General features: G+C 72.6%; 12 protein-coding genes. 9 read left to right on the top strand and 3 right to left on the bottom strand.

Translation table 11 applies throughout. From position 1 onward, the window contains the following. Positions 1-874: RNA-guided endonuclease InsQ/TnpB family protein (locus ACFQSB_RS24340; RefSeq protein ID WP_380829296.1), on the bottom strand; the 874-nt coding region annotated here is incomplete at its 3' end. Between the two features lie 152 nt (positions 875-1,026). Here ACFQSB_RS24340 and atzF point away from each other — a divergent pair. Together atzF and ACFQSB_RS24330 are read left to right on the top strand one after the other, a co-directional pair. Continuing rightward, entirely contained in the window at positions 1,027-2,901 is a 1,875-nt protein-coding gene (atzF, locus tag ACFQSB_RS24335) for an allophanate hydrolase (RefSeq protein ID WP_380829295.1), read from the top strand. Positions 2,902-2,934: 33 nt separating this feature from the next. After that, positions 2,935-3,108 (top strand): hypothetical protein, encoded by a 174-nt coding sequence (locus tag ACFQSB_RS24330; RefSeq protein WP_380829294.1) that lies wholly within the window; start codon positions 2,935-2,937, stop codon positions 3,106-3,108. Between the two features lie 3 nt (positions 3,109-3,111). On the opposite strand, the gene ACFQSB_RS24325 is transcribed toward ACFQSB_RS24330, so the two are convergent. Both ACFQSB_RS24325 and ACFQSB_RS24320 read right to left on the bottom strand, forming a co-directional pair. Further along, positions 3,112-4,140 (bottom strand): TrmH family RNA methyltransferase, encoded by a 1,029-nt coding sequence (locus tag ACFQSB_RS24325; protein WP_380829293.1) that lies wholly within the window; start codon positions 4,138-4,140, stop codon positions 3,112-3,114. Further along, a complete protein-coding gene (locus tag ACFQSB_RS24320) occupies positions 4,133-5,041 on the bottom strand; it encodes a DUF4184 family protein (protein ID WP_380829292.1) in 909 nt (302 codons plus the stop codon). Before ACFQSB_RS24320 ends, ACFQSB_RS24325 begins: the two co-directional genes overlap by 8 nt. A gap of 123 nt (positions 5,042-5,164) precedes the next feature. On the opposite strand from ACFQSB_RS24320, the gene ACFQSB_RS24315 reads away from it, so the two are divergent. The 7 genes from ACFQSB_RS24315 to ACFQSB_RS24285 all read left to right on the top strand — a co-directional run bounded on the left by ACFQSB_RS24315 (position 5,165) and on the right by ACFQSB_RS24285 (position 14,219). Beyond that, entirely contained in the window at positions 5,165-5,803 is a 639-nt protein-coding gene (locus ACFQSB_RS24315; protein ID WP_354840885.1) for a cation diffusion facilitator family transporter, read from the top strand. Between the two features lie 673 nt (positions 5,804-6,476). After that, positions 6,477-8,192, top strand: a complete 1,716-nt coding sequence (locus ACFQSB_RS24310) for a substrate-binding and VWA domain-containing protein (RefSeq protein ID WP_380829291.1) — start codon at positions 6,477-6,479, stop codon at positions 8,190-8,192. 527 nt (positions 8,193-8,719) lie between these two features. Beyond that, positions 8,720-10,489 carry a hypothetical protein gene (locus ACFQSB_RS24305; RefSeq protein ID WP_380829290.1) on the top strand — a complete coding sequence of 590 codons (1,770 nt, stop codon included), beginning with the start codon at positions 8,720-8,722 and terminating at the stop codon, positions 10,487-10,489. 265 nt (positions 10,490-10,754) lie between these two features. After that, positions 10,755-11,126: a hypothetical protein gene (locus ACFQSB_RS24300; protein ID WP_380829289.1), complete on the top strand. Its 372-nt coding sequence runs from the start codon at positions 10,755-10,757 to the stop codon at positions 11,124-11,126. Between the two features lie 101 nt (positions 11,127-11,227). Continuing rightward, on the top strand, positions 11,228-12,241 hold the full coding sequence (locus ACFQSB_RS24295) for a GNAT family N-acetyltransferase (protein WP_354928716.1): 1,014 nt from the start codon (positions 11,228-11,230) through the stop codon (positions 12,239-12,241). Positions 12,242-12,505: 264 nt separating this feature from the next. Continuing rightward, positions 12,506-13,228, top strand: coding sequence for a glycosyltransferase family 2 protein (locus ACFQSB_RS24290; protein ID WP_380829288.1), 723 nt, complete (start codon positions 12,506-12,508; stop codon positions 13,226-13,228). Positions 13,229-13,232: 4 nt separating this feature from the next. After that, entirely contained in the window at positions 13,233-14,219 is a 987-nt protein-coding gene (locus ACFQSB_RS24285; protein ID WP_380829287.1) for a glycosyltransferase family 2 protein, read from the top strand. The last annotated feature ends 1 nt before the right edge of the window (position 14,220 follow it).

The following is a 14,220-nucleotide window of genomic DNA, read 5'->3' as shown; positions in this document are numbered from 1 at the left end:
ACTCCAGCATGCGGCGAAAAGCGCCCCAGCCGCAGTCGGAGATCGCCTTGGCCAGGCTCCGGTTGCGCACCATGCCCTTGACGTTGAGGTCTTCGATCACGATCACGTCGTGGTCACCGACCAGCCGGACCGAGGTACGGTGCAGGAAGTCGGCGCGGGAGGCGCGGACCTCGCGGTGCGCACGGGCGACCTTGGCCCTGGCCTTGGCCCGGTTGTTCGAGCCGCGCTTCCTGCGGCCCTCGCGCCGCTGGTAGCGGGCCAGATTGCGTTCCCGTTTCGCCAGGTGGCGCGGGTTGACGATCTTCTCGCCGTCGGAGGTGACGGCGAAGTCCTTCACCCCGACGTCCACGCCCACCACCCGGCCGGTCGCCGGAGCCTGCCCGGGATCGTCGACGTCGACGGCGAGGTCGACGGCGAGGTCGACGGCGAAGGAGGCGTACCAGCGGCCGCACGGATCGCGCGAGATGGTCACCGTTGTCGGGTCGATCGTCACCGGATCGATGCCCGGCCAGGACCACACGAACGCCAGCGGGACGTCCATTTTCGCCAGGAGCAGCCGCCCGTCGCGGTAGCGGAAGGCCGAGCGGGTGTACTCGGCGCTCTGGCGCCCGGTGCGGGACTTGTAGCGCGGATACCTGGCGCGTCCGGCGAAGAAGTTGGTGAACGCCACCTGCTGATGGCGGATCGCCTGCTGCAGCGGAACCGACGACACCTCATTCAGCCACGCCAGCTCATCGGTGGCCTTCAGCGCGGTCAGGTAGGCATTGGCCTGGGTGAAGCCGGTCTTGGCGCCTTCGCCGTGGTAGCGGGCGTGCCGCCAGGCCAGGGTGCGGTTCCACACCACGCGCACGCAGCCGAACGTGCGACTCAGCATGGCCGCCTGCTCGGGGGTGGGGTAGACCCACACCTTGTATGCCGTACGTATGTTCGAACCCTATCAGAGTTGTTGGATCAGATACCGGCGCGACACCGTCCCGCGTTTCCTCCCGCCCCTGAAGGACCGGTTTCCACGCTCAAGGAGTTTTGATGACCGTCTCGCTCGATCTTGCGCACCTGGCCCGCGGGTACCGCGAGGGGTCGCTCACCCCGGCCGGCGTGGCCGCGGAGGTGCTCAGGCGCATCGCCGCCCGCGGCGACGACCACGTGTGGATCACCCTGCGGCCGGCGGCGGACCTGCTCGGCGACGCCGCCGAACTGGCCCGCCGCTGGCCGGACCCCGGCTCGCGCCCGCCGCTGTACGGGGTCCCCTTCGCCGTCAAGGACAACGTGGACGTGGCCGGGCTGCCGACCACGGCGGCCTGCCCGGCCTACGCCTACGTGCCCGAGCGCGGCGCGCCGCTGGTCGAGCGGCTGCTCGCGGCCGGGGCGCTGCTGGTCGGCAAGACCAACCTGGACCAGTTCGCCACCGGGTTGTCCGGCGCCCGCAGCCCGTACGGCACGTGCGAGTCGCCGCTGGTGCCCGGCCTGATCTCCGGCGGGTCCAGCTCGGGCTCCGCGGTCGCGGTGGGCGCCGGGCTGGTGACCTTCGCCGTGGGCACCGACACGGCCGGGTCGGGCCGGGTGCCGGCCGCCCTCACCGGCACCACCGGGATCAAGCCGAGCCGGGGTCTGGTCAGCACGCTGGGCGTCGTGCCGGCGTGCGCGTCGCTGGACTGCCCGAGCGTCTTCGCCCGGTCGGCCGCAGAAGGGCTCGCGGTGCTGTCGGTGATGGCGGGTCCCGAGCCCGACGACCCGTGGTCGCGCCCGCTGCCCGTCCCCTCCCCTGCGCCGCCCGCCGTCGGCGCGATGCGCGTCGGGGTGCCCGAGCACCTGTCGTTCTTCGGCGACGACGCAGCCGAGGCCGCGTTCGCCGAGGTGGTGAAGCGGCTGGCCGGGCTCGGGCACCGGATCGTCCCGGTCGACCTCGACCCGTTCCTCGCCGCGGGACGGCTGCTGTACCAGGGGCCGTGGATCGCCGAACGCCTCGCCGCGGTGGGCGACTTCGCCGCCCGTCACCCCGGCGAGCTGCACCCGGTCACCCGCGAGGTGCTCGGCGGCGGCGCCGGCCTCAGCGCGGTCGACGCCTTCGAGGGCCTGTACCGCCTGCGGGCGCTGCGCGCGAAGACCCGGCGCGCGTGGGCGGCGATGGACGCGCTCGCCCTGCCGACGGTGCCGACGACCTTCACCGTCGCCGAGATGCTGGAGAGCCCGATCGACCGCAACACCGTCCTCGGGCACTACACGACCTTCGCCAACCTGCTCGACCTGGCGGCGGTCGCGGTGCCCGGCGGCATGACGGCGGCGGGCCGCCCGCACGGCCTCAGCCTGCTGGCCCCGGCCGGCGCGGACGCCCTTCTGGCCGGCCTGGCCGACGCCTTCCAGTCGCCCGCCGAGGCCACCACGCCATCCGGCGGCGACGCGACCGCGGGCGCCTCCCGCGCACGGCCCGGCGCCTCTGGAACGGACATCTCGTCCTCACCCACCGAGGCCCCGGAGGCGGCGACGGGCGTCCGTGATCGCGGACGGGAAGTGCTGGCCGTCGTCGGGGCGCACCGGCTCGGGCAGCCGCTGCACGGCCGGCTCGCCGCGCTCGGCGCCGCCGGCCTCGGCACGGCCATGACCGCGCCGCTCTACCGGCTCTACGCGCTGGACGGCGGCGAGCCGGCGCGTCCCGGCCTGGTGCGCCGGCCCGGCGCGGGCGTCGCGGTCGAGGTGGAGCTGTACGAGCTGGGCACGCAGGCGCTCGGCACGCTGCTCGCCGACACCGCGCCGCCGCTGACGCTCGGCACCGTCGACCTCGCCGACGGCCGCCGCGTCCTCGGCTTCCTGTGCGAGGCGTACGCCGCCGAGTCGGCGAAGGACATCAGCGCCCACGGAAGCTGGCCCGCCTACCTCCTCACCACCGCCCGCACCCCGCGGTAGCCCCCGCCAGGCGGCGCGGTTCCCCGCCTCGGCGTGACCGTCTACCAGGCGATGGTGCTGGAGGTGGACGAGAAGTTGCGCGGCCTGGTCAACGACATCGGCGTCCTGCCCCGCGGATGGGTGGCCCGGACGCCCAGCGTCCACCAGATCCAGCGACCGACCTCACCGCGTCCTGATCCCCACGGCTCGGGCCGCCTTCCGTCCTGACCGTCAGGTGAGGGCGGCCGGGAGTCGGGTGAGTTCGTGGCAGGCGATGGCGGCGGCGGCGACCACGTTGAGGGAGTCGACGCCGAGGTCCATCGCGGCGGGACTCATGGGGATGCGCACCGCCTCGTCCGCCTCGCGCAGCCAGCGGGAGGACAGGCCGTCGCCCTCGGAGCCGAGGAGCAGCGCCACCCGGCCGCCGACGGCGGCGGCCTCCAGCGGGGTCGCCGAAAGGTCTGGGGTGAGCGCCAGGGTGCGAAACCCCGCCTCGCGGAGCTCGGCGAGGCCGGCGTGCCAGTTGGTCATGCGGGCGTACGGGACGGCGAACACCGCGCCCATGGACACCTTCACCGAGCGCCGGTACAGCGGGTCGGCACAGCGCGGCGACAGGATGACGGCCTCGACGCCGAGCGCGGCGGCGCACCGGAAGATGGCGCCCACGTTGCCGTGGTCGACCAGGTCCTCAAGGACGAGCACCCGCCGCGGGAGCCCGCCTTCCCGCTGCGTGCCCGGGCCCGAGGCGGGCGGCGGAGTCGGGGGCCCGGTGGACGGCGACGGAGTCGGCGCCGGCGGCTCGGTGGGCGGCGGTGGAGTCGAGGCCGGAGGCCTGGGGGACGGCGATGGAGTCGGGGCTGGGGGCCTGGTGGGCGGCGCGGGGGTGAAGCGGGGGTCGCCTGGGGCGGTGAACCGGCCGGCGAGCAGGTCGCTCACGGCGGGGAGCTCCAGGCGGGCCATGGAGGCGAGCGCCCCGCGGTGCACGGCGAAGCCGGCGATGCCGCCCATCACCTCCTCCGACACCAGGTAGACGCGGGCCTCGCCCAGCACGTCGGCGAGCCCGGCGAGCCACCTCGGGGTGGTGAGCACCGACCTGACCGGGTATCCGGCCGCGACGGCCCGCCGGATGACCTTCTCGCCCTCGGCCATGAACAGGCCGCGCTCGGCCTCCAGGCTCTTGCGCAGCTCGACGTCGCGCAGGCGCACATAGTCGGCCAGCCGGGGATCGGCGGGGTCCTCCACGGTGATGAGCTCAGGCACGCGTCAAGCGTATGACCCGCGCGAGCTGCCACAGCAGGGCGTAGACGGTCAGCACCGCGCACAGCCCCACGACCAGGCCGACGCCCGTCTTGGCGAGCACGCCCGCCCAGCCGTACAGGGGGTTCGGCGGGTCGACGAAGGTCCACAGGGCGGCCGCGCAGCACGCGCCGGCGGCCGCGCCGGCGAGCACGCCCCACCGCGCACGCGCCGTGAGCTCCGGCCGTCCCTCGACCTCCGCCCGCGCCGTGAGCTCCGGCCGTCCCGCGATTCCCGCCCGCGCCGTGACCTCTGGCCGTCCCGCGACTCCCGCCCGCGCGGTGAGCCGCGGCCGCACGCCGTCCAGCCCCGAGCCGGGGGCCTCGGGCCGGAGGTCGGTGCGGGCGGCGCGCAGGTAGCGCAGGACCCACCAGACGGTCAGCGCGAGGCCGAGCACGGAGGAGGCGTACTGCGCCACCTGGGCGCCGTTCAGCCAGCCGACCACCGGCGCGGTCATCCATGCCCAGCCCCAGAGCGCGGCTCCCCACTCGTGGGTGAAGGAGTCCCACAGGACGTGCGTGGCCGCGCCCGCCGCCGCGCCGAGCGCTATGGCGGGGAAGCGCCGCCAGGCCGGTCCGGGCAGCGCGGCGACGCGCGCGGCCAAACGAGGGGGCAGCAGCGCGGTCAGCGGGTCGCGCAGGACGAACTGCAGCAGCGCCAGCAGGACGAAGACCGCGGCGACGTCGTCGGTGACCACCCCGGCCGGCGAGTGCCACCGGCTGTAGTTCGACAGGTACGGCAGGAACATCGGCAGGTCGGGGACCATCGCCCCCACGCCGAGCGCCCAGGGATCGAGCACCTTGCGCACCCGCGGCGAGCCGATCAACGGGATGACCACGGCGACGTGGGCGGGGGTGAAGGGCAATGGGATCTCCTCCATGGACGGCCCGCCGGCCGTCCATGGCCGCGCGCCGACGACGGCAGGGCACTGTGTGCTACCGGTAGACTACGCAGCGCTGTCGGATCGGCTTTCAGGTGATCGGGGGCCATGGTGCCAGATCCGGGTACGCGGGCGCGTCCCTCGGCCGCGCCGCAGTTCCTGCGCGACGCGCGGCTGGCCAGGCGGCTGTCGGTCGCGACGCTCGTCTGGCTCGGCGCCGAGAGTTCCCTCGGCCTGGCGGCGGGACTGTCGGCCCACTCGGTGGCGCTCATCGGCTGGGGCTGGGCGTCTCTGGTCGAGGCGCTGGCGAGCCTCATCGTCATCTGGCGCTTCACCGGGCGCCGGCTCCACTCGGCCACCGCCGAGTCGCGCGCGCAGCGGGCCGTGGCGGTCAGCTTCTGGGTGCTCGCGCCCTATCTCCTGGCCCACGTGGCCTATGACCTGCGCGAGGGTCAGCGGCCGGCGTCCACGGCGCTGGGCATCGCCGTCACCACGATCAGCCTGGTCAGCATGCCGCTGCTCGGGCTGGCCAAGCGACGGCTCGGCGCGCGCCTGGGCTCGGCGGCCACCGCCGGCGAGGGCACGCAGAACATGCTGTGCGCCCTGCTGGCCGCCGGGGTGCTGGCGGGGCTGACCGCCACCTCCCTCGGCTGGTGGTGGCTCGACCCGGCCGTCGCCGTCGCGCTGGCCGCGGTGGCGGTGCGCGAGGGCGGCAGGGCCTGGCGCGGCCATTGCTGCCGCCACTGAACGATGACCACGGCGAGCCGGAGGCCCTGAGCGCGCAGCGCGGCGGCCACCAGCGGCGCGGTGCCCGGGTCGGCGAGGGCCCGGCAGACCCGTCCCGCGATGGCGACCTCGCGCACGCAGTCGGACTCCCAGAGGGCGCGGCGCACCTCGTCCGGGCAGCCGGGGTGGTCGGCCTCGATCAGCAGCAGATCGGGCCGCCGCTCCGCGACCCCCCGGCCGGTGGGCCCCGCCAGGGCCGTCACCTCCGGTGTGGCACGTGCCTCGACGAGCGTCGACACGAGTGTCACCCCCTGCCCCGGGCCGCCCCCGGCCCCCTACGGCTCCGCGACCGAGCACCAGAAATCGCGATATACCGTGACACGATACATCGCGTTCGCGCGGCGTCAAGATGTATCGCGAAATACAGGCATCAACCACCGGATTGTGCCCCGAATCCGGTCATCGCCGCAGCAAAAGATCGGTTTTGCCGGTATAAAGCTTGACGCTATGGTTCCGTAAGCATTACCCGACATCTCCCTATATGGTCGCCGCGAAGCGCGCCACCGTACCCCTGAAGATCGACACCTAAGAGGACATCGTGGGTGGACGCCACCGGACAGACGAGCTTGAGGGCGGCTACAACCCTTATCACGAGCCGTCAGGCCGCCGCCGCGGGGGCCGGGGCAAGGTGCTGGTGCCTCTGGCGGGCGCCGTCGCGCTCGCCGTACTGCTGGGCGTCGCCGCCTATGTGATCATGAGCCGCGACAAGGCCTGCGGCGACGGCACGGTCGCGCTCAAGGTGGTGGCCTCCCCCGACATCGAGCCGGCGATCAGCAAGATCGCCGCCGCCTACAACAAGAAGGCCGCTCCGGCGGACGGCGCGTCCTGCGTGCAGGTCGCGGTCTCCGGCAGCGACCCCGCGGGGGTCACCAACGCCCTGGCCGGCACCGGGGCGACCACCGGCAAGTTCGACGGCGACGTGTGGATCCCGGACTCCAGCCTGTGGGTCGCCAGGCTGCGCTCCAGCCCCAAGGGCGAGGGCATCCCCGACCCCACCGGCTCCGTCGCCCGCTCCCCGGTGGTGCTCGCCGCGCCCAAGCCCGTGGTCGAGAAGCTGCGCAGCGCCTTCGGCGAGCCGAGCTGGAGCGGGCTGATGTCGGCGGCGAACGCCGCGACGCCCGACGGCCTCGGCCGCAAGATCCGCGTGCTCCCGCTGGACCCGACGCTCAACGCCGCGGGGATGAGCGCCCTGCTGGCCGGGTCCGGAGTGCTCCAGGCGTCCGGCGCGGGCGAGGACCAACTGGTGGGCGTGCTCAGGCAGCTGTCGGAGAACGCGGTGAACTCGCCGGGCAACATGTTCGCCAGCATGGCCAAGCCGTCCTCCCGTGCCCCGATCGGCATCGCCTCCGAGCAGGAGATCTGGTCCAACAACGACAAGAGCAAGCCCGGCGAGGTCGTGGCGCTCTATCCGGCCGAGGGCACGATCAGCCTCGACTACCCGGTCGTCGTGACCGCGAAGGACGAGCAGAAGCGGCAGGCCGCCAAGGAGTTCACCGCCGCGCTGACCGCCGCCGACGCCAAGAAGACCATCCGCGAGTACGGCTTCCGCACGCCCGACGGCAAGGCCGGCGGCGCCATCAGCCAGGCCAACGGGCTGAACCCGGCGACCCCGCGGTCCCTGAAGATCCCGGACGCGGCCACGGTGACGCGGCTGTCGCAGGCGTGGTCCCGGCTGAAGCTGGGCGGCCGGCTGCTGGCCCTGCTGGACATCTCGGGCACCATGGCGCTGCCCGCCGTGGGCGCGCCCGGCGACCGCATGCGGCTGATCGCCCAGACGGCCATCGAGGGCCTGAAGCTCTTCCCCGACAAGACCGAGGTCGGCACCTGGGTGTTCTCCACCAACCTCAACGGCAAGGGCGTCGACTACCGCGAGGCCGTGCCGGTGGGGCCGCTCGGGGCCAAGGTGAACGGCGCCACCCGACGCGAGGTGGTCTCGCAGTCGCTCCAGCAGATCAAGGCCAAGCCGACCGGCGACACCGGCCTCAACGACACGCTGGCCGCCGCCTACGACAAGATGAAGGCCGAGTACGAGGCCGACAAGATCAACACGATCCTCGTCTTCACCGACGGCGTCGGCAACGACGACCCCGAGGGCGGCATCAGCAACGCGGCGATACTCAAGAAGCTGCGGCAGGAGTTCGACCAGACCCAGCCGATCAGCATCATCATCGTGGCGCTCGGCGCCGACGACGCGGCGGGCCGGCGGCAGATGCAGGCCATCGCCAAGGCCACCCAGGGCCAGGCGTTCTTCCCCAACAACGCCCTGGAGATCCGCAAGGTGTTCCTGGAGGGCATCTCCCGGCGCCTGTGCGCCCCCCGTTGCGGCACCGGCGGGGGCGGCTCGCAGTAGGAGCGGCGCGGACGGCCCATGCGCCCGGCACCGGTCCTTGAGATCCGGAGCCGGGCGTTCGCCGTTGATCCCTCGCGACGTCCGCCGTCCGGGCCACCGCCGCGGTCTCCCGGACGACCGCCGGCGGGCCGGCCTCCCGGCATCCGGCTGCGACATGTGCGCTTGCGGGACGGCCGCCGCCACCTCTCCGTCCCGCCGCCGCTTCTCCGTCCCGCGGCCGTGCGGGGCCGATCCGAAACGCCCGCGCGGGCGGTCGTCCGAAACGCCGTGCCGTCACGTTCCGTCAGCGGATTCGCCACCGAGGGTGAGGGATCTTCACCCCCTCTCACGCAGACGTCACACTGGTTCCAGCAGACTCCTCAATCCCTATTTTCCCAGGTCATACCCGCTGATTATTGTTTATTTCCGGGTGAACCCTCTGAAGGAAGCGGACGTCCTACGCGTGTGGGCCTGGCGCGGGCAGGGGAAATTCTCGCGATCGTGCGTGACCGCAAGCCAGGTACCCGTCCTGCGGGGGAGGAAGATTCGTGCCCGGATGGCCGAGCGTCGGCCGTGCCGACGACCAGCGACTGGTGGAACGTCTGCGCCAGGCGGACAGCCGCGCGGCGGACGGTCTCTACGACGCCTATGCCGACCGACTGAACGACTATGCCCATTCACTGCTGCGCGACATCGACGCCGCCGCCGACTCCGTCCACGACGCGATCGTCACCGCCCACGGCCGCATCGGCGTCCTGCGTGAGCCGGCCCGCCTGCGGGCCTGGCTGTACGCGCTGACGCGCTACCAGTGCGGCACCCGCCGCGGCCGGACCCCCGCGCACGGCACCGACACCGAGCAGTACCTGCCGGGGGACGAAGAGGACCCCGAGCTGGCGGAGATCGTGCGGGAGTCCCTGGGCGAGCTCGCGCCCAAGGACCGCGACGCGCTGGTGCTGGGCGTGCGGCACGGGCTGGCCGCCTCCGACATCGGCGCCGTGCTCGGGCTCACCTCGCGCCAGGCCGGGACGCGCCTGGAGCGGGCCCGCGACCACCTGGAGAACGCGGCGGCCGCCGTGGTCCTGGCCAGGAGCGGGCGTGCGCACTGCCCCGACCTGTCCGCCCTGCTGGACTCCATCGAGGGGCCGCTGCCGCAGCAACTGCGGCGGCGCATCACCCGCCACATCATCGGCTGCAAGGAGTGCACCGAGGGCCGCCGCCGCCGGGTCTCGGCCGAGCGGCTGCTGGACTCGGTGCCGGTGGCCTTCCCGCCCCTGTCGCTGCGGCGGCGGGTCGCGGAGTCGTGCGCCCGGCCGCGGCACGACGAGGCGCGCACGGCGATCATGACGCTCGCCGACGGGTTCGACAAGAACGGCTTCCCCCCGGCGGCGGCGGCCGAGCGCCGGCTGCGCGCGGAGCGGCGGGGCGGCAGGGACGAGCGGCGCGCCGCCGCCGACCAGGCCGCCGAGACCCCTTACTACGGCATGGGCGTCGCCCACGCCGAGACCCCCCGGCACGGCATGGCCGGGGAACAGGACGGGACGGGCGTGGGCTCGGGGAGGTCCGGGCGCGGCCCGGCGCGCAGGCGCGGTGCGCCGGTCACGCGCAGGGCCTCCCGCAGGTCCACGCCCGTCTTCGCCACCATCGCCTGCGTGCTGGTGGCGACCGGGGCGATGGTCGTCGCGACCGGGCAGGACGCCTCCCACCCCGGCGGCACGACCCCGACGCTGCGCTTCCCGAGCCGCACCCCCGGCGAGCTGCAGATCAGCTACGGCCCGGAGCCGACCGACGAGGCGACCTCCGCCGGGCCTTCCCCCACGTCGTCCTCGCGGACCCGTCCGACGCCGACGCCGACGCGGGCGCCACAGGCGCGCACGTCCGCCGCCGCGCCGGCGGCCACGTCGTCGAGCGCGCCCCCCTCGCGCACGCCCACGCCCCGGCCGCCCTCCCCGGCCGCCCGGCTCGTGGTCTCCTGCCCGGGGGCCTTCGGTGGGAAGGACGCGGGTGAGATCCTCATCTCCGCGCGCAACGCGAGTGTGTCCTGGACGGCCGCCGCGACCGGCGCGCTGTCGGTCTCCCCGGCGTCGGGCACGCTCAAGGCGGGGGTCAAGCAGCGGGTCTCGGTCGTGGTCTCGGCTCCGGAGGAGGACGGCAAAGGCGCCGTGACCTTGCAATCCGCGGCCGGCGCGGCGACATGCGCGATCTCGTGGGAGGCCCAGGACCCGCCGCCCGCCTCCGATCCGCCGCCCGACCAGCAGCCCACGTCGGACCCGTCTCCGACGGAGACCGCGAGCGAGCAGGCCACCACTGAGGCCACCTGATTCCGGCACCGAGTCCACACTTGGGGCGAACGGATAGTACCGTGTGAATACCCCCAAGTCCCTACAGTCACGGCGGTCTCGGGGGCAACAGTCATTGGCGCGGCCGGTCCTTTGATCGGCCGCGCTATGGTTCTTGCCCTGGGCCTTGTAAACCCGTGGCAGGGTTGGGGCGTCGGCATTGACGTCGGCGTGGCGTGGTTGGTCCTATGAAGAGACCGATCATCCAAGCCTTTTGGTCGGTCTTGACCAGCGGAGCCAGGAGAGAATGCGTAGGAGAAGGACAGTGCTCACATGGGTGCTGGCGATCGCGTGTGCGGCGGGGGCGGTCATCGCGCTCGCCGACATTCGCACACCGGCACGCGTGGTCCTGGTCCCGCTCTTCCTCCTCGTGGTCCCGGGAGCGTCGGTCGTCGGACTGTTGCGTGATCGTGACCCTCTCGCGGCACTAACGGTGGGCGCCGCCGCGAGTCTCGTTGTAAACGTCTTACTAGCCGAGGCCATGCTCATGTTCGACGCGTGGTCCTCCCGCGCGGGTGTGGCCACCGTCGCGGTGCTCGGCGGATTCATGTGGGTGCTTCGGTCTCTGTACCGGGGGAACGGCAACGTGCGCACCGAACAGGGGGCCGGGTCAAGGTGAAAGTCACGGTCGTTCGGCCTGGAGAACTAGGGGACGCCGAACTCACCCGATGGCGCGAACTCCAGCGCGCCACGCCATCGCTCGACAATCCTTTCCTTTCCGTGGAGTTCACGCTGGCCCTGAGCCGGCTGCGCTCCTATGTCCGGGTCGCCGTCATCGAGGACGGCGGCAAGGTGGCGGGCTTCCTGCCGTTCGAAAGGCACGCCTTCGGCATCGGCAAGCCCCTCGGAAGCTGGCTGACCACCTGTCACGGCCTGATCTCCGTGCCCGGCCTCGACATCTCCGCCCGCGAGATCCTGCGCGCGACGGGGCTGTCGGTGTTCGACTTCGACCACATGGTCGCCGGGCAGCCCACGTGGGCGCCGCACGAGTCCGCGGTGCGCCCGGTGCCGATGATGGACCTCACCGGCGGCTACGACGCCTACATCGACCATGTGCGGACGAACTCTCCCAAGAACTACAAAACGGTCCGCTACAAGGAACGCAAGCTCGCACGCGAGCACGGCGACATCCGCCTCGAATGGTGCGCCACCGATCCCGAGTCGATGCGCACGCTGACCGGCTGGAAGTCCGACCAGTACCGCCGGACGGGCCGGGTCGACCGGTTCGCCCAACCGTGGATCGTCCAGCTCCTGGACGAGATGCACGCCATGGACACTCCGTCGTTCGGCGGGGTGCTCACCATGCTGTACGCCGGCGACACCCCCGTGGCCGGCCACTTCGGCCTGCGCACCCACCACACGCTGGTCGGCTGGTTCCCCGCCTACGACACCGAGTTCGCCCGGTACTCCCCCGGGATCATGCACCACCTGCACATGGCCGAGCAGGCCGCCTCCCACGGTCTGGGCCAGGTCGACATGGGCAAGGGGGGCCGGGAGTACAAGGGCTGGCTGAAGAACGACGTCATCCACGTCTCCGAAGGCCGGGTCTCCCGTCCGTCGGCGGCGGCGGCCGTCCACTGGATGGGCCGGACGCCGGTGAACAAGGCCCGCAACATCGTGGTCGACCGCCCCTCGCTCTACCGGCTGGCCGACAGGCTGCTGAAGGGCTTCGGGCGGGTGCGCACATCCCTCCAGCCGGAGTCCGTCGAGAAGGAACCCTCGGGGGCGCGCTGACGGCTAGCTCCCCCTCCCAAGCACAGCACAGCACACCGCACACCCTCTACTGCTCTGACCGGGACGGAGAAACCCCTCTCCGTCCAGTCGCGCCGGTCCTGTTGGCAGTCGCCGCCGATGTCAGACCGCCCGGAAGGACATCCCTCGAAAATGAGTCCCGAGATCACCAAGCACAACGGGAAATCTCAGCTTCATACGCTGAGGCCACTGCCGACAGTGGACCGTTTCACACCTCTCACTCCCCACCTGGCCATTTCGCCGACGGTGAGCGTGGTCGTACCGGCCATGAACGAGGCGGAGAACCTTCCGCACGTTTTCGCCACGCTTCCGCACTGGATCGACGAGGTCATCCTCGTGGACGGCAACTCCACCGATGACACCGTCGCCGTCGCGCGGCGTCTGCGCCCGAACCTCCGCGTCGTGCATCAGCGCGGCAAGGGCAAGGGCGACGCTCTGCGCACCGGTTTCGCCGAGGCCACCGGCGACATCATCGTCATGATCGACGCCGACGGCTCGACCGACGGCCGCGAGATCATCCACTTCGTGGGCGCCCTGGTCACCGGCGCCGACTTCGTCAAGGGCTCGCGCTACGCCAGCGGAGGCGGCAGCGACGACCTCACGCTGAGCCGCCGTCTGGGCAACAGCGTCCTGCGCTCGCTGGTCAACCGGATCTACGGCACCCAGTACACCGACCTGTGCTACGGCTACAACGCCTTCTGGGCACGCCACCTGGACGTCCTGGACCTCGACTGCGAAGGCTTCGAGGTCGAGACGCTGCTCAACATCCGGGCGGCCAAGGCGGGCCTGCGCGTGCACGAGGTGCCGAGCCACGAACGCAACCGCATCCACGGCGAGAGCAACCTGCGCGTCGTGCGGGACGGCTGGCGCGTGCTCAAGACCATCGTCCGCGAGTGGCGGCGCCCGGTCATCGACATCCCTCCCGCGGCGGCCGCCCAGCAGCCCGCCGCCGACCAGGGCGCGGCATAACGGTATGAACATCTCCGTCGTCATCTGCGTCTACACCGAGGAGCGGTGGGACGACATCAGGGCCGCCGTGCAGTCGGTGCGCAGCCAGAGACGCCAGCCGTACGAACTGATCCTGGTCGTCGACTACAACCCCGAGCTGCACCTGCGGCTCAAGCGGGAGTACGCCGACGCGATCGTCGTGGAGAACACCCACGCGCGGGGCCTGTCCGGCGGCAAGAACACCGGGGTGGCCACCGCCACCGGTGACGTCGTGGCGTTCCTGGACGACGACGCGGTCGCGGACGCCGACTGGCTCGCGGCCTTCGAGGAGACGATGTCGGAGCGGCCCGCCGGCTCCGGAACGGTCGTGGGGGTCGGCGGGCTCACCAAGCCCCTGTGGGACACCGGTGAACGGCCGCGGTGGTTCCCCGAGGAGTTCGACTGGACCATCGGGTGCACCTACCGCGGCCTGCCCGCCGAACGCAAGCCGATCCGCAACGTGATGGGCGGCAACGCCGCCTTCATCCGGGAGGTCGTGGGCGAGGTCGGAGGCTTCCACTCCGGCATCGGCCGCAGCGTCCAGGGCCGTAAGAGCCGCCCGCTGGGCTGCGAGGAGACCGAGTTCTGCATCCGGCTCTCCCAGCGCAGGCCGGGCTCGATCATGATGTTCGAGCCGCGGGCGGTCATCGGCCACCGCGTGCCCGCCTCCCGGGCGACCTTCCGCTACTTCCGGTCCCGGTGCTACGCGGAAGGCCTGTCCAAGGCGCTGGTCTCCCAGAGCGTGGGCGCCGGCGACGGGCTGTCCAGCGAGCGCGCCCACGCCGTCAAGACGCTGCCGCACGGCGTCCTGCGCGGCGTGGCCGACGCCCTGCGGGGCGACCCCGCCGGGCTGGCCAGGGCCGGCGCCATCGTCGCCGGCCTCGCCTGGACCACGTGGGGGTACGCCGTGGGCTCCGCGCGGCTGCGCGTGCGCGGTGACCGGGCCGGACGAACCATCGACCACGAACGGTGAC

The organism is Sphaerisporangium rhizosphaerae, assembly GCF_042665155.1.
Taxonomy (GTDB): domain Bacteria; phylum Actinomycetota; class Actinomycetes; order Streptosporangiales; family Streptosporangiaceae; genus Sphaerisporangium; species Sphaerisporangium rhizosphaerae.
The sequence above is the reverse complement of the archived record's forward strand: the minus strand, read 5'-3'. Positions and strand labels throughout refer to the sequence as shown.

Coding starts and splice junctions, on each gene's coding strand:
- atzF (WP_380829295.1), top strand. CDS start 1,027: ATGACCGTCTCGCTCGATCTTGCGCACCTGGCCCGCGGGTACCGCGAG.
- ACFQSB_RS24315 (WP_354840885.1), top strand. CDS start 5,165: ATGGTGCCAGATCCGGGTACGCGGGCGCGTCCCTCGGCCGCGCCGCAG.
- ACFQSB_RS24300 (WP_380829289.1), top strand. CDS start 10,755: ATGCGTAGGAGAAGGACAGTGCTCACATGGGTGCTGGCGATCGCGTGT.
- ACFQSB_RS24285 (WP_380829287.1), top strand. CDS start 13,233: ATGAACATCTCCGTCGTCATCTGCGTCTACACCGAGGAGCGGTGGGAC.